This is a genomic window from Pseudomonas sp. RIT778, from assembly GCF_019718735.1.
GTDB lineage: Bacteria > Pseudomonadota > Gammaproteobacteria > Pseudomonadales > Pseudomonadaceae > Aquipseudomonas > Aquipseudomonas aphyarum.
This window is the reverse complement of sequence record NZ_JAIHBA010000015.1, coordinates 25,607-48,931: the sequence shown is the minus strand read 5'-3', so window position 1 is coordinate 48,931 and position 23,325 is coordinate 25,607. Positions and strand designations below refer to the sequence as shown.

The following is a 23,325-nucleotide window of genomic DNA, read 5'->3' as shown; positions in this document are numbered from 1 at the left end:
AGCATTAAACAAAAAGGCCGCATGAAAACCCGAAGGTTGTCATGCGGCCTTTTGTGTTGAAGATGCCCAGTCAGGGCACCTTCAGATCAGCGATTGCTCAAGCCTTGGCTTTCGCCGGACGCTTGTCCTCAACTGTCCACTTACCACCGTCGAAGAACGCTTTCCAGCCAGTCGGCTTGCCGTCGACTTCGGTCTGAACATACTGCTCTTTGGTCTTGCGGCTGTAGCGGATCACCGCTGGCAGGCCATCCGGATCCTTCTGCGGCGCTTCGCACAGGAAATGGTACTTCGGATCGATCTCGTCCTTGTGCGGCAGAATCTCGATCACTAGCGGAGCACGGGTCTCGCGGTTTTTCGGGAATTGGCTGGCCGCCAGGAACAGGCCGGATGCACCGTCGCGCAGGATGTAGGTGTCGTTGACCTTTTCGCATTTCAGCTCAGGCATCTTCACCGGATCCATCTTCGGCGGCGCCGCGTCACCGCTTTTCAGCAGTTTGCGGGTGTTCTTGCACGTCGGGTTGGTGCAACCGAAGAACTTGCCGAAACGGCCGGTCTTGAGCTGCATCTCGCTGCCGCACTTGTCGCATTCCAGGCTCGGACCTTCGTAGCCCTTGATGCGATAGCTGCCTTCTTCGATCTCGTAGCCGGCGCAATCCGGGTTGTTACCACAGATGTGCAGCTTGCGCTTCTCGTCGAGCAGGTAGGCGTCCATCGCCGTGCTGCAGATCGGGCAGCGATGCTTGCCGCGCAGCACCAGGGATTCCGACTCGCCCTCGTCGTCCGCCGCGATTTCATCGCCCGGCACCAGGTTGACGGTGGCCTTGCAGCGCTCTTTCGGCGGCAGGCTGTAACCCGAGCAGCCGAGGAATACACCGGTCGATGCAGTACGAATCTGCATCGGACGGCCGCAGGTGGTGCAAGGAATGTCGGTCATTACCGGCTGGTTGGCACGCATGCCGGCTTCCGGATTCTCCGCCACTTCAAGTTTTTTCTTGAAGTCGCCGTAGAACTCGTCCAGCACGTTTTTCCAGTCGCGCTCGCCCTGAGCCACGTCATCGAGGTTCTCTTCCATGCCGGCGGTGAAGCCGTAGTCCATGAGATTCGAGAAGCTTTCCGACAGACGCTCGGTGACGATGTCGCCCATCTTTTCCGAATAGAAACGACGGTTGTGCAGGGTCACGTAGCCGCGATCCTGAATGGTCGAGATGATCGCTGCGTAGGTCGAAGGACGACCGATGCCGCGCTTTTCCATTTCCTTCACCAGGCTGGCTTCCGAATAACGGGCCGGCGGCTTGGTGAAGTGCTGCGACGGATCGAGCTTGATCAGCTTCATCACGTCGCCCTGCGCCATGTCCGGCAGAACGTCATCGTCGCCAGGCTTGGTGATCTGCGGCAGCACACGAGTGTAACCGTCGAACTTCAGGATGCGGCCCTTGGCGCGCAGCTCGAAGTCGCCGGCAGCGACGCTGACGGTGGTCGACAGGTATTGCGCCGGCAGCATCTGGCAAGCCAGGAACTGGCGCCAGATCAGCTCGTAGAGGCGCTCAGCGTCGCGCTCCATGCCAGCCAGCTTGGCGGGCGTGGTGTTGGCGTCGGAAGGACGAATCGCTTCGTGAGCCTCTTGTGCGCCTTCCTTGCTGCTGTAGACGTTCGGCGACTCCGGCAGGTACTTCTTGCCGAACTCGGTTTCGATGTAATCGCGCGCCATCGCCACGGCATCAGCCGAGAGGTTGGTCGAGTCGGTACGCATATAAGTGATGTAGCCGGCTTCGTACAGACGCTGAGCCATCATCATGGTTTTCTTCACACCGAAGCCCAGGCGGTTACTCGCGGCCTGTTGCAGTGTGGAGGTGATGAACGGTGCCGACGGCTTGCTGCTGGTTGGCTTGTCTTCACGCTTGACGATGCTGTAGCTGGAAGATTTGAGCTTCTCCAGCGCGGCCGTAGCCTGGGCTTCGTTCAGCGGTTTGAAGGCTTCACCTTTCTCGCGAGCCACTTCGAAACGCACGGTCGAACCTTTGGTGGTGCCGAGGTCGGCGTGCACTTCCCAGTACTCTTCCGGGTTGAACGCACGGATCTCGCGCTCACGCTCCACCACCAGCTTCACGGCAACCGATTGCACGCGACCGGCGGACAGGCCACGAGCGATCTTCGCCCACAACAGCGGCGAGACCATGTAGCCAACGACACGATCGAGAAAACGACGGGCCTGCTGCGCGTTCACTCGATCGATGTCGAGTTCGCCCGGCTCCGAGAAGGCTTCCTGAATCGCCTTCTTGGTGATTTCGTTGAACACCACGCGCTTGTAGCGGCTGTCGTCACCACCGATGGCTTCGCGCAGGTGCCAGGCAATGGCTTCCCCCTCGCGATCCAAGTCGGTTGCGAGATAGATGGTGTCAGCATCCTTGGCGAGCCGACGCAGCTCTTCGATGACCTTTTCCTTGCCCGGGAGGATCTCGTACTTGGCTTTCCAGCCATGCTCGGGATCGACACCCATGCGCGAGACCAGCTGCTTGCGCGCCTTCTCTTTCGGCGACAGCGCTGGCGCTTCGCCCGCAGCAGCCTTGCCGCGCTTGGCGGCAGGCTCCTTGCTGGCGCTAGCCGAACCGCTGGTGGGCAGGTCTCGGATATGGCCGATACTCGACTTCACCACGTATTGGTTGCCCAGATACTTGTTGATGGTCTTGGCCTTAGCCGGGGATTCCACAATGACCAGCGATTTGCCCATGGATCAGAAAATTCCTGAATTCTAGAAGTGAAAGGCGGTTGGCGCCTGACGCGGCACCGCTATATATAGTGGCTACAAGGTGAGGTCAAGCGCAGGGTTTTGCGCGCACTCGCCTTACGGCTTCGAAAAAAGGCTCGGTTCGGCTTGCACCAAAGCAAAGCGTGGGACCTGCTCCCCGTCAACCTCGACGGACTCCAGGAACATGCTCAAGGGACGTACCCAGAAGCCGTAATCGCCATACAGGGCTTGGTAAAAGACCACTTCTTCTTCGGTCTCGGAATGCCGCGCAACACTGAATACGCGGTACTGCGGACCTTTGTAATGTTGGTAGAGCCCAGGTTGTATCGGCATGCTTCGGCCCTCACTCAAATTTTTTCAAAATAAAAACAAAAATAAATCCGCAAAAACAAAAACCGGGGCACTTGGCCCCGGCTTCCATCGACGAGACGCTTAAACGCGTTCGAAGACGGTGGAGATGCCTTGGCCGAGGCCAATGCACATGGTGGCCACCCCGAAGGTGCCGCCATTCTGCTTCATCACGTTCAGCAAGGTGCCGGAAATACGGGCACCGGAGCAACCGAACGGGTGACCCAGGGCGATCGCGCCGCCGTGCAGGTTAACCTTCTCATTCATCTTGTCGAGCACTTTCAGGTCTTTCAGCACTGGCAGGGCCTGTGCGGCGAACGCTTCGTTGAGCTCGAAGAAGTCGATATCGTTGATACCCAAGCCGGCACGTTTCAGTGCTTTCTGAGTAGCCGGTACCGGACCATAGCCCATGATGGCCGGGTCCACACCCGCTACCGCCATCGAACGAATCACCGCCAGAGGCTGGATGCCCAGGTCCTGCGCACGCTGCGCCGACATCACGATCATGCACGAAGCACCATCGGTGATCTGCGACGAAGTACCGGCCGTCACGGTGCCGCCCTTTGGATTGAACGCCGGCTTCAGAGCCGCCAGACTTTCCAGGGTGGTTTCCGGACGAATGGTTTCGTCGTAGTCGAAGGTTTTCAGGAAACCGTTCTCGTCGTAACCCTGCATCGGGATGATTTCGTCCTTGAACTTGCCTTCCACAGTCGCCTTATGGGCGAGCTGGTGGGAACGCACGCCAAAGGCGTCCTGCTGTTCGCGAGTGATGCCGTGCATTTTGCCCAGCATTTCAGCGGTCAGGCCCATCATGCCCGAGGCTTTCGCCGCGTACAGGGACATGTGCGGGTTCGGATCGACACCGTGCATCATGCTCACGTGACCCATATGCTCGACGCCGCCAACCACGAACACGTCACCGTTACCGGTCATGATCGCTTGCGCAGCAGTGTGCAGCGCGCTCATCGACGAGCCACACAGACGGCTGACGGTCTGGCCGGCCGAGGTGTGCGGGATCTGGGTCATCAGCGACGCCATGCGCGCGATGTTCCAGCCTTGTTCGAGGGTCTGGTTCACACAGCCCCAGATCACGTCCTCGACTTCGGCAGGATCGACCTTGGCGTTGCGTTCCAGCAGTTTGCTGATCAGGTGCGCCGACATGTCTTCGGCGCGGGTGTTGCGGTGCATGCCGCCCTTGGAGCGGCCCATCGGAGTACGACCGAAGTCGACAATCACGACGTCTCTAGGATTCAAGCTCATAAGTTCACTCTCACTCTAGTTGGGGGCGCTTAACCGAAGAAGCTCTGGCCGTTCTTGGCCATTTCGCGCAGCTTCGCGGTCGGGTGGTACAGCGCGCCCAAATCAGCGTACTGGTCGGCCAGGGCAACGAACTCGGCAACACCGATCGAGTCGATGTAGCGCAGCGCACCGCCACGGAATGGAGGGAAACCAATACCGTAGACCAGACCCATGTCGGCTTCGGCGGCGGTTTCGACGATGCCGTCTTCCAGGCAACGCACGGTTTCCAGGCACAGCGGGATCATCATCCAGTTGATGATGTCTTCGTCAGTGACTTCGCGCTGCTCGTAGACGATCGGCTTGAGCACTTCCAGTACCGACGGATCGGCGACTTTCTTCTGCTTGCCTTTCTTGTCGGCCTCGTAGGCATAGAAGCCTTTACCGTTCTTCTGACCGAGACGCTTGGCTTCGTAAAGCACGTCAATGGCCGAACGACGGTCGTCCTTCATGCGGTCCGGGAAGCCTTCAGCCATCACGTCACGACCGTGGTGACCGGTGTCGATGCCGACCACGTCCATCAGGTACGCCGGGCCCATCGGCCAGCCGAATTTTTCCATGATCTTGTCGATACGGACGAAGTCCACACCGGCGCTGACCAGCTTGGCGAAACCGCCGAAGTACGGGAACAGTACGCGGTTGACCAGGAAGCCCGGGCAGTCGTTGACGACGATCGGGTTCTTGCCCATTTTCTTGGCGTAGGCAACGGTGGTGGCAATCGCCAGCTCGCTGGACTTCTCGCCACGGATCACTTCCACCAGCGGCATCATGTGCACCGGGTTGAAGAAGTGCATGCCGACGAAGTTTTCCGGACGCTTGAGGGCCTTGGCCAGCAGGCTGATGGAAATGGTCGAGGTGTTGGACGCGAGGATGGTGTCCTCTTTGACCTTGTCTTCGACTTCCGCCAGAACGGCTTGCTTGACCTTCGGGTTCTCGACCACGGCTTCAACGACCAGGTCGACGTGACCGAAATCACCGTAGGACAGGGTCGGACGAATGCCGTTGAGCACTTCAGCCATTTTCGCGGCGGTCATGCGGCCTTTATCAACGCGACCGACAAGCAGCTTGGCGGCTTCAGCCAGACCTTGCTCGATGCCGTGCTCGTTGATGTCCTTCATCAGGATCGGCGTACCTTTGGAGGCCGACTGATAGGCGATACCGCCACCCATGATGCCGGCGCCCAGTACGGCAGCCTGCTTCACGTCCTTGGCGATTTCGTCGTAGGCCTTGGCCTTTTTCTTCAGCTCCTGATCGTTCAGGAACAGACCGATCAAGCTCTGCGCGGCAGAGGTCTTGGCCAGTTTCACGAAACCTGCGGCTTCAACTTCCAGCGCCTTGTCACGACCGAAGTTCGCGGCTTTCTGGATGGTCTTGATCGCTTCGACCGGGGCCGGGTAGTTCGGGCCAGCCTGGCCAGCCACGAAACCTTTGGCGGTTTCGAAAGCCATCATTTGTTCAATGGCGTTCAGCTTGAGCTTTTCCAGCTTCGGCTGGCGCTTGGCCTTGTAGTCGAACTCGCCGGAGACGGCGCGCTTGATCAGCTCAAGGGCGGCATCCTGCAGTTTTTCAGGGGCAACCACGGCATCGACGGCGCCGACTTTCAGCGCGTCTTCAGGACGGTTTTCCTTGCCGGCGGCAATCCACTCGATGGCGTTGTCGGCACCGATCAGGCGCGGCAGACGCACGGTACCGCCGAAGCCCGGGTAGATGCCCAGCTTGACTTCCGGCAGACCGATCTTGGCCTTGGTCGACATGACGCGGTAGTCCGCTGCGAGGCACATTTCCAGGCCGCCCCCCAGGGCGATGCCGTTGATCGCGGCGACGGTCGGAACGTTGAGGTCTTCGAAATCGCTGAAGATCTTGTTGGCTTCGAGATTGCCAGCAACCAGCTCGGCATCCGGCAGCTTGAAGTTGTCGACAAATTCGGTGATGTCGGCGCCGACGATGAACACGTCCTTGCCACTGCTGACGATCACGCCCTTGATCGAAGCATCTGCCTTGATGGTGTCTACGGCCTGACGCAGTTCGTTCAGGGTAAGACGGTTGAACTTGTTGACGGACTCACCCTTGAGGTCGAATTTCAATTCGACGATGCCACTTTCAAGAGCTTTAACCGTGATGGCTTTACCTTCGTAAATCATCAACTGATCTCCACGATATGGAAGCTGAACAGTACACGTCGGACGCAGGCAAATGGCTCGGCAGGACGTTTTTTCGTCGATGCTGACACTCATCCACCCGGCACACCCGCCAACGCGATAGTCGGGATTCTGTAGGAGCAGTCTGCAATACAAACGCTCAATTCATACGCCCGTTTGATTTGGGTACGCCACCTTCACGGAATTTCCGACAATTGTCAATCGCCCTAAATACGGGTTGAAATGCGACTTTGCGGTCATTTCTGTAGGACGCAGCCCGGCCACAGACGCTTGCATGTGAGGGCATTCATAAGATTAATAGTTAGAAAAGTCGCCCTAATTCACCGCAAGCCTTGTTTAACAGGCTACGCTGGCTGGACTACGAAGGAAAACAGGCGCAGATTTGCTGACCGGATGACTCCGGTTCAACGCCAAAAAGAATTTCCGGCCTGCCTGGCCAACCCCGCCCGATGAATCATGTCGGGCTTTTTATTGCGCGTCTGCCAGACGTTTCGCACCGTTGCAGCGCGAAAAGTCCGCAAGTCATGCCAGCGCTTTCAGCGTGGCATCAATCTCCAGCAAAACCGACGCCTCACCCTTCTCGCCCCAATAGAGGGCGATCATCTGCTTATCCGCCTCGACCTTGAAAACGTTGCCCGGCAATTTTTCGAAATGATTCAGCAGCAGTGGATCCTCACAGACTTCCTGCCACTGATTCACCCAAACACCCGGGGATTTCTGCCAATACGTCCAGCACGCCGACTGCTTGCCACGGCGTGGCCGATGGTATTGCGCGCACGGGTTTGGCGGCTCCTGGCTCAGCCAGTGCGGCCACTCCTGGGGCGCCAGCTGCATGGCCAGCCCGATGCGCCGGGCCTCGGTGCGCAAGGCTATCCGGCCACTCTGTGCACGGGACGGACGCAACCACGCCAGGGGACTCAACACCACCAGCAGGATTGACACCACCAGCCAGACCGTCATATCTCTACTCCCGATTCTTGATGAGCCCATTGCGTCACTTTGGAACCAATGCGCTTGAAACCAGCCATACTTAACAATATTGATCCCTCACGAGGAGCACCTCATGCCCTACCACCATATCCTGGTCGCCGTAGATCTGACCGAAGAGTGCGACCCTGTGATCCACCGCGCCCGAGAGCTGTCGGTGAGCAATGGCGCCAAGCTGTCGCTGGTGCATATCGTTGAACCGATGGCCATGGCCTTCGGCGGTGACGTACCGATGGATCTGTCACAACTGCAACAACAACAGTTCGATCAAGCCAAGGAACGCCTCGAACGCCTGAAGCACAAGTACACCGAGCTCGAAGGCGCCAACTGCCACCTGACCTACGGCCAGCCGCGTCAGGAAATCCACCATTTCGCCAAGGAACAGGAATGCGACCTGATCGTGGTCGGCAGCCATGGCCGGCATGGTCTGGCGCTGTTGCTGGGCTCGACCGCCAATGACGTGCTGCACGGCGCACCTTGCGATGTGCTGGCAGTGCACTTGGTCAAACGCTGATCCCAGGCACTTGTGAAAAGCTAAAAAAGCCCGGCGCCCATCACTGGACGCCGGGCTTTTTCATGCCTTGAAACAATCAGGCGTCCAGCTCGGCCCAACGCTCCACCAGCGCATCCAGCTCAGCCTGCAACTGCTCCAGAGAAGCAATCACCTTGGCCGTCTCGGCCGGCGGACGCTGATAGAAGCCGGCCTCGGCCATTTCAGCCTCGACAGCAGCAATCCGCTGCTCCTTGGCGTCGATGTCGCCCGGCAGCGCTTCCAGCTCGCGCTGAAGCTTGTAGCTCAACTTCTTCTTCGCCGCTGGAGCCGCAGCAACCGGCGCGGCAACCGGAGCCGGTTCGGCAGTGACCACCGCCGAGTTCAGGTCGGCCTTGCCGGATTTGCTTTCGGTCACGCCCAGCAGACGCGGCGAACCGCCCTGACGGATCCAGTCCTGATAGCCGCCGACGTATTCGCGCACCTTGCCTTCACCTTCGAAGACCAGAGTGCTGGTGACCACGTTGTCGAGGAATGCCCGGTCGTGACTGACCATCAGCACAGTGCCGTTGAAGGTCAGCAGCACTTCTTCGAGCAGCTCGAGGGTTTCCACGTCGAGGTCGTTGGTCGGTTCGTCGAGTACCAGCAGGTTCGCCGGCTTGCTGAACAATTTGGCCAGCAACAGACGCGCACGCTCACCACCGGACAACGCCTTCACCGGCGTGCGGGCACGCTGCGGGCTGAACAGGAAGTCGCCGAGGTAGCTCAGCACGTGGCGGCTCTGGCCGTCGATATCGATGAAGTCGCGACCTTCGGCGACGTTGTCGATCACGGTCTTTTCCAGATCCAGCTGATGGCGCAACTGGTCAAAGTAGGCCACATCGATCTTGGTGCCCTCTTCCACTTTGCCGCTGGTCGGTTGCAGACCGCTGAGCATCAGTTTCAGCAGAGTGGTCTTGCCGGTACCGTTGGCGCCGAGCAGGCCGATCCGGTCGCCACGCTGCAGCACCATGGAGAAATCACGGATCAGGAACGGACCGCCCGGATGCGCGAAGCTCACGTTATCCAGCACCATCACCTGCTTGCCGGACTTCTCCGCTGTTTCCAGCTGGATGTTGGCCTTGCCGGTGCGCTCGCGACGCTCGCTGCGCTCCACGCGCAATGCTTTCAGCGCACGTACGCGGCCTTCGTTACGGGTGCGACGGGCCTTGATGCCCTGGCGAATCCACACTTCTTCCTGGGCCAGACGCTTGTCGAACAGCGCGTTGGCGGTTTCTTCGGCGGCCAGTGCGGCTTCTTTATGGACGAGGAAACTGGCGTAGTCGCCGTTCCAGTCGATCAGGCCACCGCGATCCAGTTCGAGGATGCGGGTGGCGAGGTTTTGCAGGAAAGAACGGTCGTGCGTGATGAACAGCACGGCGCCCTGGAAATCCTTCAGCGCTTCTTCAAGCCAGGCAATCGCACCGATGTCCAGGTGGTTGGTAGGCTCGTCGAGCAGCAGCAGATCCGGCTCGGACACCAGCGCCTGCGCCAGCAGCACACGACGACGCCAGCCGCCGGACAGTTCGGCGAGGGTCTTGTCGGCCGGCAGTTGCAGGCGGCTCAGGGTGCTGTCGACCAGGGTCTGCAAGCGCCAGCCATCGCGCGCTTCGAGGTCGTGCTGAACGTGCATCAACTTGTCCAGATCGGCATCGGTGACGATGTTCTGGCTCAGGTGATGGTATTCGGCGAGCAAGGCGCCAACGCCGTCGAGGCCTTCGGCAACCACGTCGAACACTGTCCGCTCGTCGGCCACCGGCAATTCCTGTGGCAATTCACCGATTTTCAGACCGGGGGCACGCCACACCGAGCCGTCATCAGGCTTCTGGTCGCCCTTGACCAGTTTCATCATGCTGGATTTGCCAGTGCCGTTGCGGCCGATGATGCACACCCGCTCACCACGGGCGATCTGCCAGGACACCTTGTCCAACAACGGCATCGCGCCGAATGCAAGGGACACATCGCTGAATTTGAGCAGGGTCATGAGCTTCTCCAAAAACCGGGCGCGCATTCTACCTGAATCGGGGCCCGAGCAGGCCGGCAATTTCGCCGCTGACGCACTCTGCACAACAATTGTTGCGAACTTGTGCTGCAAGGCCGGCAAAGCTTTCGCCGCCTGCTGGCAAAAGGCTAAGCTACAGACAATTCAGTGCGGGTTTTGGGCCGGCACTTGTCATGATTTCTCTGCCCGGATGTCTCATGCGCAGTCGCCTCTTCAGTGTTTTGTCATGTTTGCTGCTTTCCGCCGCTGCCGTTCAATCCGCCCAGGCGGTGGACCTGTCCACCCAACGCCAGTATTACGATGAAGCCAAACGCGCCCTGGCCAAGGGCGACACCGGCCCGTATTTCCGTTACAGCCAGGCTCTGGCTGATTATCCGCTGGAGCCATACCTGGCTTACGACGAGCTGACCGCCCGGCTGAAAACCGCCAGCAACGCGGAGATCGAAAAGTTTCTTGCCGAGCACGGTGACCTGCCCCAGGCCAACTGGATGAAGTTGCGCTGGTTGCGTTGGCTGGCCGATCGCGGCGACTGGGCGACGTTCGTCAAGTATTACGACCCCAAACTGAATTTCACCGAGCTGGACTGCCTGAACGCGCAGTACCAGATCAGCCACAACAAGAAGGCCGAGGGCTACGCCAACGCCGAGAAGCTGTGGCTGACCGGCAAATCCCAGCCCGCTGCCTGTGATGCGCTGTTCGGCATGTGGGCCGCCGAAGGTCAACTGACCGAACAGAAACGCTGGGAACGCGCCAAACTCGCCGCCCAGCACCGCAACTATCCGCTGGCCAACAGCCTGGTCAACGGCCTGACCACCCTCGCCCCGCGCGGTCGCCTGCTGGTGGACGTGGCGCAGAAACCGGAACTGCTCAACCAGCCTTCGCGGTTCACGCCGGCCGATGAACCGATGTCCGACGTGGTCAGCCTCGGTCTGCGCCGCCTCGCGCGTCAGGACCCGGACAAGGCCATGGCCCTGCTCGACGGTTATGCCAGCAGCATGCATTTCTCCCGGGATGAAAAAGTCGCGATCGCCCGGGAAATCGGCCTGACTCTCGCCCGCCGCTTCGACAGCCGCGCGCTGGATGTGATGACCAAATACGACCCGGAACTGCGCGACAACACCGTGTCCGAATGGCGCCTGCGCCTGCTGTTGCGTCTGGCGCGCTGGGACGACGCCTACCAACTGACCCGCCGTCTGCCGCAGGATCTGGCCACTACCAACCGCTGGCGCTACTGGCAGGCCCGCAGCCTGGAACTGGCGCAACCGCAGAATCCGGAAGCGCAGACGCTGTACAAGAATCTGTCGCGGGAGCGGGATTTCTACGGTTTCCTCGCCGCCGACCGCTCGCAGTCGCCTTACTCGCTGAACAACAAGCCGCTGGTGCTCAGTCAGGCGCTGATCAACAAGGTGCGCAACACCCCTGGCGTGCGTCGTGCGCTGGAGTTCCACGCCCGTGGGCAGATCGTCGACGGTCGCCGCGAGTGGTATCACGTCAGCCGGCATTTCAGCCGCGACGAAATGGTCGCCCAGGCGAAACTGGCTTACGACCTGAAATGGTATTTCCCGGCCATCCGCACCATCAGTCAGGCGCAGTACTGGGATGATCTGGATATCCGTTTCCCGATGGCCCACCGCGACACACTGGTGCGCGAAGCCAAGGTGCGCGGCCTGCATTCGAGCTGGGTGTTCGCCATCACCCGTCAGGAAAGTGCGTTCATGGACGACGCCCGTTCCAGCGTCGGCGCCAGCGGCCTGATGCAACTGATGCCCGGCACCGCCAAGGAAACCGCGCGCAAGTTCAGCATTCCATTGGCCTCGCCACAGCAGGTGCTCGATCCGGATAAAAACATCCAGCTCGGTGCCGCTTACCTGAGCCAGGTGCACAGCCAGTTCAACGGCAACCGCGTGCTCGCCTCTGCCGCCTACAACGCCGGCCCCGGCCGCGTGCGCCAGTGGCTGCGCGGCGCCGACCACCTGAGCTTCGACGTCTGGGTGGAAAGCATCCCGTTCGACGAAACCCGCCAGTACGTGCAGAACGTGCTGTCCTACTCGGTGATCTACGGCCAGAAACTCAACTCGCCGCAACCGCTGGTGGACTGGCATGAGCGGTATTTCGATGATCAGTGATCGAGGCGTGTTTCGCCGATAGATCGACGTAAACAAAAATGCCCGCATTGAGAGATGCGGGCATTTTTTATGGCGCTCTACTGGGTCGGTTACATGGTCGGTTACATGGTCGGTTACTTAGTCGGTTACTGGGTCGGTCGAAGCCTGATGACCATCACTGAACTGCAACGCCGCCAACCGCGCATACAACGGGTTACTCGCAATCAACTCCTGATGCGTGCCGATCGCAACCAGTTTGCCTTGATCCATCACCGCGATCCGGTCGGCGTTTTTCACCGTGGCCAACCGGTGGGCGATGACCAGTGTGGTGCGGTTTTGCATCAGGCTCGGCAGCGCTTGCTGGATCAGGTGTTCGCTCTGGGCGTCGAGGGCGCTGGTGGCTTCGTCGAGCAGCAGGATCGGCGCGTCGACCAGCAGCGCCCGGGCGATTGCCAGGCGCTGGCGTTGTCCACCAGACAGGCCGAGGCCGCCGTCACCCAGATGGGTCTGGTAACCGTCGGGCATCTGTTCGATGAAATCATGGGCGTGGGCGATTTTCGCCGCTTCCCGCACCTGCTCCAGCGTGGCGGCGGGGCAGCCGTAGCGAATGTTCTCTTCGACACTGCCGAAGAACAGCGCCGGGGTTTGCGAGACCAGCGCGAAGCAGCGACGCAAGTCCAGCGGATCAAGGCTCGTCAGCGGCACGCCATCGATCAGGATCCGCCCTTCCCGGGGATCGTAGAAACGCAGCAACAAGTCATATACCGTGGACTTGCCCGCGCCGGACGGGCCGACGAGCGCGAGGGTTTCGCCGGCGTTGATCGTCAGACTCAAGCCATCGACGGCGAGGCTTTCGGGACGCGAAGGGTAGGAAAAACGCACATCCTGCAATTCCAGCTCGCCTTTGACCCGCTCCGGCAGCGTCACCAATCCCGTGGTCGGTGGCTGGATGATGTTCTCCGAACGCAGCAATTCAGCGATGCGCTCGGCGGCGCCGGCTGCCCGCTGCAACTCACCTATCACTTCGCTCAATGTGCCAAAGGCACTGCCGACGATCAGGCTGTAGAACACGAACGCCGCCAGTTCACCGGCAGAAATCCGCCCGGCAATCACGTCCATGCCGCCGACCCACAACATCACCGCGACGGCGCCGAGCACCAGCACGATCACCAGCGTGATCAGCCAGGCCCGCTGAAAAATCCGTTTGCGCGCAGTCTCGAATGCCTGCTCGACGGTGCCGGCGAAACGCTGTTCGTCCTGAACCTGATGGTTATAGGCCTGCACGGTCTTGATCTGGCCGAGAGTCTCCGAGACGTAGCTGCCAATGTCGGCGATCCGGTCCTGACTCAACCGGGAGAGGTTACGCACGCGGCGGCCGAAAATCAGGATCGGCGCAATCACCAACGGCAGTGCGATCACAACGATGCTGGTGAGCTTGGGGTTAGTGATGAACAGCAACACCACACCGCCGATGACCATCAGCAGATTACGCAGGAACAGCGACAGCGACGAGCCGATCACCGATTGCAGCAACGTGGTGTCAGCGGTCAGCCGCGACTGGATTTCCGAGCTGCGGTTGTCCTCGTAAAACCCGGGATGCAGGTACACCAGATGGTTGAACACCTGTCGACGGATGTCCGCCACCACGCGTTCACCGATCCAGGACACCAGATAAAACCGCGCAAAGGTGCCGACCGCCAAGCCGAACACCAGCAGCATGAACAGGCCGATGGATTGGTTGAGCAGGTGCGGCGACTGGGTCATGAAGCCTTGATCGACCAGCAACTTGATGCCCTGCCCCATAGACAGGGTGATGCCCGCCGTGACGATCAGCGCCAGCAGTGCGCCGAAGGCCGGCCAGCGATAGGGAGCAAGGAAATGACTGGTCAGGCGCAGGGCCCGGCGGTGGCGCGAGGAAAGCATCGGGATCATTCAGGTTCACGTCGTGTGCTGATGGATAGGGCCAGCCTACAGACTCAAATGGGGTGGAACTCTGTAAATCACAATGAGTCAGGTTAAATATGACCGGCAAGACTACCCCCTAGATGCTATTGGTCTAAGGTCCGGGTTGAGACAGACGGTCATTTCTGTTTGAGTGGAGATGCCGTTCCGGACCGACCGCAGGGAGTTGTCACAGCCTGGTCACCTGACGGTTTTAATCTAGGCACACAACCTGATGAGGAGACAGGCCATGTCCTTGCAAAACAGCAGCGATGACAAGATTGAAGTGATCCGCACCAAGCCCGGCCAACCTCTGGGTTGCTCGATCATTGACGAAAACGGGCGTGAAATCGAGATCACTGAAGACATGATCCAGGACGCCTGCCGCGACCTGGAGAAGCGATTGGTCAAGCCTGCCGAACAAGAGTGATATCGCCACCGTCTTCCTGACCCGGCCCATAGAGGCCGGGTTTTTTCTACCTGCGGTTTATACAGCCACAGCGCCCAACGCGGTCACGATCTGGCGCAGGGCCGGCGAGTCGCCCTCGATCCGCACCTTCAAACCTTCGATTTCGCGTCGCGACGGATACTGTTTGCGTAGTAGATCAAACGCGGCACGTTGCTCACCGACACTGCCCAGCAGCGTGCGACGGAAATCCGCGTCGTCCCGGCGCGGGTCGTATACGCCACGGCACAACATCGCCAGCGCCCAGGCCGGATCGCTGTCGGCATGCAGGGAAACTTCCGACAACCACGGCGCCGGCAGCAGATCGCCGAGCTGAATGCTCGCGGGCTCACCGATAAATTCGCAGTACGCCTGATAGATCTGCGCGGTGCCCCGCTGTTTGCCATCGAGGCTGTAACCAGCGATGTGCGGCGTCGCCAGTACGCAGAGTTCGGCCAGCGCCACATCGACTTGCGGTTCGGCTTCCCAGACATCGAGCACCGCTTGCAGGTCTTCACGCTCCAGCAGCACTTCGCGCAACGCGGTGTTATCCACCACCGGACCACGAGCCGCGTTGATCAGCCAGGCGCCGGGCTTGAGCTGCTGCAAACGCTGCTCGTCGAACAGGTGCCAGGTCGCGCCGTCGCCGCTGCGGGTCAGCGGGGTGTGCAGGCTGATCACGTCGCACTGCGCGATGATCTGCTCCAGGCTGACATAGTCGCCGCCCTCGGCCGCCTGACGTGGCGGATCGCAGACTTTCACGTTCCAGCCCAGACCTTTGAGCACCTTGATCAGGCGACCGCCGACTTCACCGGCGCCGATCACACCGTAAGTGCGTTCACGCAAATCGACGCCTTCGATTTCGGCCAGGGTCATCAGGCTGCCGAGCACGTAATCGACCACGCCCCGGGCATTGCAGCCGGGCGCGCTGGACCAGGTGATGCCGGCCTCGTTGAAGTAATCGAGATCCAGATGATCGGTGCCGATGGTGCAGGTGCCGACAAAACGCACCTTGCTGCCTTCGAGCAATGCGCGGTTGACGTTGGTCACCGAGCGCACCAGCAGCACGTCGGCCTGTTCGACCGTGGCCCGGTCGATGGAACGGCCCGGCACCCGGCGGATCTCGCCGAAACCGGCAAAAAAGGCATCGAGCAGCGGGATATTTTCGTCGGCAACAATCAGCATGGCGGGGCTCCTTGGGCGGATCGGCAGTGTAGGCGCTGGGACTGCGATGAGCCAGCAGGCTGTGATTTCTTGATGGGACGCGGCGATTACAAATCCGCAACAGAGGATTTTTCCTGACCATAACGTCAGCGGCGTAGAATGCCCGGCCTTGCGCATCAACCCCTGTGGACGCTTTGCCTGTGAATTCCGTGACTGACCGCCCTGCCGCCGTTTCCCTCAACCGCCCTGCCCGGGTTCGCCTGGAGCTGAAGAATCTGCTCGGCCTCGCCCTGCCGATCATGATCGCGCAACTGGCGACCACCGCCATGGGCTTCGTCGATGCGGTGATGGCCGGGCGCGTCGGGCCCAAGGATCTCGCGGCCGTGGCGCTGGGCAACTCGATCTGGGTGCCGGTGTTCCTGCTGATGACCGGCACCCTGCTGGCCACCACGCCGAAAGTCGCCCAACGCTTCGGCGCCGGCACCCACAGCGAAATCGGCCCGATCGTGCGTCAGGCCCTGTGGCTGGCTCTGGTAGTCGGACTGATGGCGACCACCATGCTGTTCAGCGCCGAGCCGATCCTGCACCTGATGAAAGTCGATCCGGAACGGATCGGCCCGTGCATGCAGTACCTGCACGGCATCGCCAGCGGTCTGCCGGCAGTGGCGTTCTACCATGTGCTGCGCTGCACCAGTGACGGCCTCGGTCGTACCCGCCCGGCGATGGTGCTGGGCCTGTGCGGTCTGGCGCTGAACATTCCGCTGAACTACGTGTTCATTTATGGCCACTTTGGCGTGCCTGCGATGGGCGGCGTCGGCTGCGGGTGGGCCACGGCCATCGTGATGTGGGTGATGGCGCTGGGTCTGGCCGGTTATGAGCGCTGGGCGCCGGCCTACAAGTCGAGCGAACTGTTCAGCCGTTTCGACTGGCCGCAATGGGCGGTGATCAAGCGTTTGCTGGCCATCGGTCTGCCGATCGGCATCGCGGTGTTTGCCGAGTCGAGCATCTTCGCGGTGATCGCGCTGCTGATCGGCAGCCTCGGCGCCACGGTCGTTGCCGGGCACCAGATCGCGCTGAACGTCAGCTCGCTGGTGTTCATGATTCCGTACTCGCTGGGCATGGCCGTGACCGTACGCGTCGGCCAGGCTTTGGGCCGTGAAGAACCCCGTGAAGCACGTTTCGCCGCAGGTGTCGGCATGGGCACTGCGCTGGCTTACGCCTGCCTGTCGGCGAGCATGATGCTGCTGATGCGCGAACACATTGCGGCGATCTACACGTCGGATCCGATGGTGATTCACATCGCGGCGATGCTGATCGTGTACTCGGCGCTGTTCCAGTTCTCCGACGCGATCCAGGTCACCGCCGCCGGCGCCCTGCGCGGTTATCAGGACACCCGGGTGACGATGATCCTGACTCTGTTCGCCTATTGGGGCATCGGCCTGCCGGTGGGTTACGCCCTCGGCCTGACCGACTGGCTCGGTGAGCCACGCGGCCCGAGCGGCTTGTGGGAAGGCCTGATCGTCGGCCTCAGCTGCGCGGCGCTGATGCTGTCGATCCGCCTGACGCGCAGCGCACGCAAACGCATTCGCATCAGCCGTTCGATGGGCTGACCGGCCATAAAAAAAGACCTGCACTTGCAGGTCTTTTTTTGCCTTCCGATCACCCGGACTTCTTGCGGATCCAGTACAGATAGGTCCCGGCCTCTTCGTGCTGCCCCACCAGTTCATGGTCGAGAAACACGCAGAACTTGGGGATGTCGCGACGGGTCGACGGGTCGGTGGCGATCACCTTGAGCAGGCCGCCAGGCACCAGGTCACGGATGTGCTGGTGCAGCATCATCACCGGCTCCGGGCAGTTGAGGCCCGTGGCGTCGAGGGTGCCGTCGACCGGCGTATCAATCATTTCACTCATGATTCACTCCTGAAACTGGCCGGCATTGTCGCCCAATGCCGGGTGTTCGGTCACCTGTCGCGCGCTCAGCGGGCTTTGGTTTTCTTCACGTCATGGCGGCGCAAATGGCAGGTCACTTCCTCGCGGTCGTGATAAAGCTGCTTGCAGCCGATGTCGACCTTGATCCCACGGGCCTTGAAACCGTCGGCGATACGTTCGAGCAAGCGCTTCACTTCGGCGTAACGCTGCTTCATCGGCAGCTTCAGGTTGACCACCGCTTCCCGGCAATGCCCCTCGCCGATCCACTCTTCGAGCATCGCGGCGTTGCGCGCTGGTTTCTCGACGATGTCGCAGACCATCCAGTCCACCGGTTGCTTGGGCTTGAAGGTGAAACCGTCGGCCATCAAGTGCTGCACCAGGCCGGTGTCCATCAGGCTTTCGGCCATCGGGCCGTTGTCGATGGCGGTCACCAGCATGCCTCGATTGACCAGTTGCCAGGTCCAGCCGCCCGGCGCCGCGCCGAGGTCGACGCCGGTCATGTCGCTGTGCAGGCGATCTTCCCACTGATCGCGGGGGATGAAGTGGTGCCAGGCCTCTTCCAGTTTCAGGGTCGAACGGCTCGGCGCCTCGCGCGGGAACTTCAGGCGCGGAATGCCCATCGGCCACATCGCCGAGTTACCGGCATCGGCCAGACCGAGGAACACCTCACGGCCGCTCTTGAAGGTCAGCAGCAGACGCGGCTTGCTGGCGTCTTCCACCAGTTTGCCGGCGCCGGTCAGGGCCTTGCGCAGCGGGCCTTCGAACTTCTTGCAGAAGTTCGACAGTTCCTTGCCGTCGTTGGTGTCGACGACTTCCAGCCACAGGCTGCCACAGACCGGGAATTCGGCCATGTTCGCGAGAATCACGCTGATGCGGTCGTTTTCTGGCAGATCGATGAAAAACCCGCGCGCCCACTGGCGCGGGAAGATCAGCTCGGCGAAACGCTGGCCGCGCATCAGGCGCTCGGCACCGTCTTCTTCGGTGCAGACAAACTCGGCGCAAGCGGTGGCCGGTTTGGCCTTGGCGTAGCCGGCCACGTTCAGTTGAGCGGCGAGGTCGGAAATCTCCGAGCAGACTTCGCCTTCGAAGCCTGGCCGGCAATGCATGAATAGGGTGTTCATTCTTACTCCTGGGCAGAGGGCGATCATTCATCCCCTGCGCGATGCCCAGACCCTGCGTTGAAGCAAAGCCTGTCACGAAAACCGGCGCATGATAGCCCATGTCGGAACCTTGGACTTGCCCATAGAGTCCAGTTATTAGCCAGCTACTGAAAACAGGGCTACGTTGATAGCTCTGCCCGTCCCCTCAGTCCGTAGCCGTGCGGACTCAAAGGAGTGATCGTAATGCCGTCCCTTGATAGCCTGAACACCCTTAAAACTCTGAAAGTCGACGACAAGACTTACCACTATTTCAGCCTGCCGGATGCCGCCAAGACCTTGGGCGATCTCGACAAGCTGCCGATGTCGCTGAAAGTCCTGCTGGAAAACCTGCTGCGCTGGGAAGATGAAAAAACCGTCACCGGCGCCGACCTCAAGGCGCTTGCCGCGTGGCTCAAGGAGCGCCGCTCCGACCGCGAAATCCAGTACCGCCCTGCCCGCGTGCTGATGCAGGACTTTACCGGCGTCCCCGCGGTGGTCGATCTGGCCGCGATGCGCGCTGCCATGGCAAAGGCCGGCGGTGATCCGCAACGAATCAACCCGCTGTCGCCGGTGGATCTGGTGATCGACCACTCGGTGATGGTCGACAAGTTCGCCAGCGCCAGCGCCTTCGAACAGAACGTCGACATCGAAATGCAGCGCAACGGCGAACGCTACGCCTTCCTGCGCTGGGGCCAGAGCGCCTTCGACAACTTCAGCGTGGTGCCGCCGGGCACCGGGATCTGCCACCAGGTCAACCTCGAATACCTCGGCCGCACCGTGTGGACCAAGGACGAAGACGGCCGCACCTATGCCTTCCCTGACACGCTGGTCGGCACCGACTCCCACACCACCATGATCAACGGCCTCGGCGTACTCGGCTGGGGCGTCGGTGGGATCGAGGCGGAAGCGGCGATGCTCGGGCAACCGGTGTCGATGCTGATTCCGGAAGTGATCGGTTTCAAACTCACCGGCAAGCTCAAGGAAGGCATCACCGCCACCGACCTGGTGCTGACCGTGACCCAGATGCTGCGCAAGAAAGGCGTGGTCGGCAAATTCGTCGAGTTCTATGGCGACGGTCTCGCCGACCTGCCGCTGGCCGACCGCGCAACCATCGCCAATATGGCCCCGGAATATGGCGCGACCTGCGGCTTTTTCCCGGTGGATGACGTGACTCTCGACTACCTGCGCCTGTCCGGCCGTCCGCCTGAAGTGGTGAAACTGGTCGAGGCTTACACCAAGGCTCAAGGGCTATGGCGCCTGCCCGGTCAGGAACCGGTGTTCACCGACAGCCTGGCGCTGGACATGGGCAGCGTCGAAGCCAGCCTCGCCGGGCCGAAACGCCCACAGGACCGGGTTTCCCTGCCGAATGTCGGCCAGGCCTTCAGTGACTTCCTAGACCTGCAATTCAAACCTACCAGCAAAGAAGAAGGACGTCTGGAAAGCGAAGGCGGTGGCGGTGTCGCGGTGGGCAATGCCGATCTGGTCGGCGAAACGGACTACGAGTACGACGGCCACACCTATCGCCTGAAAAACGGTGCCGTGGTGATTGCCGCGATCACCTCCTGCACCAACACCTCCAACCCCAGCGTGATGATGGCCGCCGGCCTGCTGGCGAAAAAAGCCGTGGAAAAGGGCCTGACCCGCAAGCCGTGGGTGAAGAGTTCGCTGGCTCCGGGTTCGAAAGTGGTCACCGATTACTACAAGGCTGCCGGGTTGACGCAGTACCTCGATCAGCTCGGTTTTTCACTGGTCGGTTATGGTTGCACCACCTGCATCGGCAACTCCGGCCCGCTGCCGGAACCGATCGAAAAAGCCATCCAGAAAGCCGACCTCACCGTGGCTTCGGTGCTGTCCGGCAACCGCAACTTTGAAGGCCGGGTGCATCCGCTGGTGAAAACCAACTGGCTGGCCTCGCCGCCGCTGGTTGTCGCTTACGCCCTGGCCGGCAGTGTGCGCACCGACATCAGCAGCGAGCCGCTGGGCAACGACCAACAGGGCAATCCGGTTTACCTGCGTGACATCTGGCCGAGCAGCAAGGAAATCGCCGATGCGGTGAATCAGGTCAACACCGCCATGTTCCACAAGGAATATGCCGAGGTGTTTGCCGGTGACGAACAGTGGCAAGCTATCGAAGTGCCGCAAGCCGCGACTTACGTCTGGCAGGCGGATTCGACCTACATCCAGCACCCGCCGTTCTTCGACGACATTTCTGGGCCTTTGCCGGTGATCGCCGATGTGAAAGGCGCGCGAGTGCTGGCGTTATTGGGCGACTCGGTGACCACCGACCACATCTCCCCCGCCGGCAATATCAAGGCCGACAGCCCGGCCGGGCGTTACCTGCGCGAGCAAGGCGTCGAGCCACGGGACTTCAACTCCTACGGTTCACGCCGGGGCAACCACGAAGTGATGATGCGCGGCACTTTCGCCAACATCCGTATCCGCAACGAAATGCTGGGCGGCGAAGAAGGTGGCAACACGATCTACATTCCGACCGGCGAGAAACTGGCAATCTACGACGCGGCCATGCGTTATCAAGCCTCGGGCACGCCGCTGGTGGTGATTGCCGGCCAAGAATACGGCACCGGTTCCAGCCGCGACTGGGCGGCCAAGGGCACCAACCTGCTGGGGGTGAAAGCGGTGATCGCCGAAAGCTTCGAGCGCATCCACCGTTCCAACCTGGTGGGCATGGGCGTGTTGCCGTTGCAGTTCAAGCTCGATCAGAACCGCAAGAGCCTGAACCTCACCGGCAAGGAAACCCTGGATATTCAGGGGCTGAGCGGTGTCGAGCTGACGCCACGGATGAACCTGACCCTGGTCATCACCCGTGAAAACGGGCGTCAGGAGAAAATCGAAGTGCTGTGCCGCATCGACACTTTGAACGAGGTCGAGTACTTCAAGTCCGGGGGGATCCTGCATTACGTGTTGCGCCAGTTGATCGCCTCGTAAGACCTGCAGATGCAGAAACACCGCCGATTGGCGGTGTTTCTGTTTGGGCACGGCACTTTTCTGCGGACGAAAAAAAACCCGCCGAAGCGGGTTTTTCCCAAGACCATTATCGACTCCCTGTCGGCAGCGATCCTTGCTAATGGTCGATCATCCGTGATCCTGAAACACTCCCTGTGCTTCAGTTGATGAGGCTAGATTACGCTGTGGATCCAATCGGCAATAGTCGAAATAGCTACCATCGCGTGTAAGACATTCGCCATAGCGGGCCTTCCGAAAACCCTTAGACGTGTCAGGCTTCGAGCGCAGAAGCCGCCAGTTGCGCAACTTTCAGCTGTCCCTTTGCCGCAGTTTGCTCGTCATCTTCCAGAAACCATGCGGCAGACAGTCCGGCGAACGCCAGCACCCATTGCAACAGGCGCTTTCGCTCGATTGCCGCTGCCTCGCAGATCACGTCGACTTGTCGCCGAAAGCGCTCAGGGTCGGTCGCCGTCGGCAACTCAGGGTTGCAGATCAGGTTGGCGTAGTCGTAGCCGCGCTCGCCCCGCACCCGCTTGGGGTCGATAGCCAGCCAGCTTCGTGGGCCGAAATCGAGGACGTTGTCGTGATGCATGTCGCCGTGCAGCACCACCTCGTCCTGCGGTTCGGCGAGCAAGGCCTGGGCGGTTTGCAGGCATTCGGCGTATTGGCCGCCGTATCGGGTCGCCGCCACTCGTAATGAAGCAAACCACGGCGCCAGTTCCACCAACGGCGGTGGCGGCGTTAGTCGCGGAGCGTGCAGGCGCGCCAGCGCTCGGCACATGATCCGTGTGGCTTCGTCGTCTTCACCGTTGAGCGCCATGTGCATCAGCGAACGCTGGCCCATCGCCCGCTCCAGCAACAAGCCTTCTTCGTGATGCGCGAGCACCCGGGCGGCACCTTCGCCGTCCCACCAGGTCATCAGCAGGTTGCCGTACTTTTCTTCGTCGTCCACCGCGACTTTCAGCATCGCCGGTGCATCGCCCTGACGCACCGGCAACAGGCGGCTGCCCGGGGTGATGATCGGCTTGCCGTCCGGCGCCAGCGTCCAGCGTTCCAGCCACGGCGTGAACAGGTCGAGATCAGCCACCTTCACGCTCGCGGGCCCGGTCGCTCTCCGTGAGGAAGTGCTCAAGTCGACTCAACTGTTCTTCCCAGCCCCGACTGTCCATGTAGTACGCCTCCTTCTGGCGCACGTCGGGAATGTGCGCAAAACCTGACTCGGAGACTTTCAGCAGCGTGCCGTTCTCGTAGTCCTGCAGTTCGAATTTGACCAGCGTGGTCGGTTCCTGGGAATAGTCGATTTTCGGGTTCACCGCGTACGGGTGCCAGCGGAAGGAGAACAGCTGCTGCGGCTCGACCCGTTCCACCAGCACGTTCCAGAGCACATGTTCATAACCGGGGTACGTCACCTGCCCCTGCGTCCATTCGCCCGCGATAAACCGCCGGCCCTCCAGCGCAACGCCGAACCACTGGCCGAACGCCTCGGCATCGACCAGGGCGCGCCAGACATGGGAGCGCGGCGACCTGAGCATGATTTTACGTTCAAAGCTGTTGGGTACTGGTTTCATACG

At 60.8% G+C, this 23,325-nt stretch carries 17 protein-coding genes; 5 read left to right on the top strand and 12 right to left on the bottom strand.

Annotated features, from left to right (window positions below; translation table 11 throughout):
* Positions 1-97 precede the first annotated feature (97 nt).
* The 5 genes from topA to K5E37_RS11475 form a co-directional block, all read right to left on the bottom strand.
* The gene (gene topA / locus K5E37_RS11495) at positions 98-2,728 is read right to left on the bottom strand and encodes a type I DNA topoisomerase (protein WP_085608207.1); all 2,631 of its coding nucleotides are present in this window, start codon (positions 2,726-2,728) and stop codon (positions 98-100) included.
* Between the two features lie 114 nt (positions 2,729-2,842).
* Positions 2,843-3,079: a DUF1653 domain-containing protein gene (locus K5E37_RS11490; protein WP_007953059.1), complete on the bottom strand. Its 237-nt coding sequence runs from the start codon at positions 3,077-3,079 to the stop codon at positions 2,843-2,845.
* 99 nt (positions 3,080-3,178) lie between these two features.
* Positions 3,179-4,354: an acetyl-CoA C-acyltransferase FadA gene (gene fadA, locus K5E37_RS11485; protein ID WP_085608206.1), complete on the bottom strand. Its 1,176-nt coding sequence runs from the start codon at positions 4,352-4,354 to the stop codon at positions 3,179-3,181.
* 29 nt (positions 4,355-4,383) lie between these two features.
* Complete coding sequence (fadB, locus tag K5E37_RS11480) at positions 4,384-6,531, bottom strand: fatty acid oxidation complex subunit alpha FadB (protein ID WP_007953061.1); 2,148 nt, start codon at positions 6,529-6,531, stop codon at positions 4,384-4,386.
* A gap of 540 nt (positions 6,532-7,071) precedes the next feature.
* A complete protein-coding gene (locus K5E37_RS11475; protein WP_085608204.1) occupies positions 7,072-7,509 on the bottom strand; it encodes a hypothetical protein in 438 nt (145 codons plus the stop codon).
* A 103-nt stretch (positions 7,510-7,612) separates the two neighbouring features.
* Here K5E37_RS11475 and K5E37_RS11470 point away from each other — a divergent pair, with 103 nt between their 5' ends.
* The gene (locus tag K5E37_RS11470; protein WP_007953063.1) at positions 7,613-8,050 is read left to right on the top strand and encodes a universal stress protein; all 438 of its coding nucleotides are present in this window, start codon (positions 7,613-7,615) and stop codon (positions 8,048-8,050) included.
* A gap of 76 nt (positions 8,051-8,126) precedes the next feature.
* On the opposite strand, the gene K5E37_RS11465 is transcribed toward K5E37_RS11470, so the two are convergent.
* Complete coding sequence (locus K5E37_RS11465; protein ID WP_221533869.1) at positions 8,127-10,049, bottom strand: ATP-binding cassette domain-containing protein; 1,923 nt, start codon at positions 10,047-10,049, stop codon at positions 8,127-8,129.
* Between the two features lie 215 nt (positions 10,050-10,264).
* Here K5E37_RS11465 and K5E37_RS11460 point away from each other — a divergent pair, with 215 nt between their 5' ends.
* Positions 10,265-12,193 carry a transglycosylase SLT domain-containing protein gene (locus tag K5E37_RS11460; RefSeq protein WP_007953066.1) on the top strand — a complete coding sequence of 643 codons (1,929 nt, stop codon included), beginning with the start codon at positions 10,265-10,267 and terminating at the stop codon, positions 12,191-12,193.
* Positions 12,194-12,310: 117 nt separating this feature from the next.
* Here K5E37_RS11460 and K5E37_RS11455 read toward each other — a convergent pair whose 3' ends face one another.
* Positions 12,311-14,104 (bottom strand): ABC transporter transmembrane domain-containing protein, encoded by a 1,794-nt coding sequence (locus K5E37_RS11455; protein WP_221533868.1) that lies wholly within the window; start codon positions 14,102-14,104, stop codon positions 12,311-12,313.
* Positions 14,105-14,363: 259 nt separating this feature from the next.
* On the opposite strand from K5E37_RS11455, the gene K5E37_RS11450 reads away from it, so the two are divergent.
* Positions 14,364-14,543, top strand: a complete 180-nt coding sequence (locus K5E37_RS11450; protein WP_221533867.1) for a PA1571 family protein — start codon at positions 14,364-14,366, stop codon at positions 14,541-14,543.
* Between the two features lie 57 nt (positions 14,544-14,600).
* Here K5E37_RS11450 and pdxB read toward each other — a convergent pair whose 3' ends face one another.
* Positions 14,601-15,743, bottom strand: coding sequence for a 4-phosphoerythronate dehydrogenase PdxB (gene pdxB / locus K5E37_RS11445; protein WP_221533866.1), 1,143 nt, complete (start codon positions 15,741-15,743; stop codon positions 14,601-14,603).
* A 179-nt stretch (positions 15,744-15,922) separates the two neighbouring features.
* Here pdxB and K5E37_RS11440 point away from each other — a divergent pair, with 179 nt between their 5' ends.
* Positions 15,923-17,332, top strand: a complete 1,410-nt coding sequence (locus K5E37_RS11440) for an MATE family efflux transporter (RefSeq protein ID WP_221533865.1) — start codon at positions 15,923-15,925, stop codon at positions 17,330-17,332.
* A 49-nt stretch (positions 17,333-17,381) separates the two neighbouring features.
* Here K5E37_RS11440 and tusA read toward each other — a convergent pair whose 3' ends face one another.
* The gene (gene tusA / locus K5E37_RS11435; RefSeq protein ID WP_007953079.1) at positions 17,382-17,633 is read right to left on the bottom strand and encodes a sulfurtransferase TusA; all 252 of its coding nucleotides are present in this window, start codon (positions 17,631-17,633) and stop codon (positions 17,382-17,384) included.
* A gap of 65 nt (positions 17,634-17,698) precedes the next feature.
* Positions 17,699-18,772, bottom strand: a complete 1,074-nt coding sequence (gene rlmM, locus K5E37_RS11430; RefSeq protein ID WP_221533864.1) for a 23S rRNA (cytidine(2498)-2'-O)-methyltransferase RlmM — start codon at positions 18,770-18,772, stop codon at positions 17,699-17,701.
* Between the two features lie 222 nt (positions 18,773-18,994).
* Here rlmM and acnA point away from each other — a divergent pair, with 222 nt between their 5' ends.
* Entirely contained in the window at positions 18,995-21,736 is a 2,742-nt protein-coding gene (gene acnA, locus K5E37_RS11425; RefSeq protein ID WP_221533863.1) for an aconitate hydratase AcnA, read from the top strand.
* Between the two features lie 289 nt (positions 21,737-22,025).
* On the opposite strand, the gene K5E37_RS11420 is transcribed toward acnA, so the two are convergent.
* Both K5E37_RS11420 and K5E37_RS11415 read right to left on the bottom strand, forming a co-directional pair.
* Positions 22,026-22,841, bottom strand: a complete 816-nt coding sequence (locus K5E37_RS11420; RefSeq protein ID WP_221533862.1) for an aminoglycoside phosphotransferase family protein — start codon at positions 22,839-22,841, stop codon at positions 22,026-22,028.
* A complete protein-coding gene (locus K5E37_RS11415) occupies positions 22,834-23,322 on the bottom strand; it encodes an SRPBCC family protein (protein ID WP_007953087.1) in 489 nt (162 codons plus the stop codon). Before K5E37_RS11415 ends, K5E37_RS11420 begins: the two co-directional genes overlap by 8 nt.
* Between the last annotated feature and the right edge of the window lie 3 nt (positions 23,323-23,325).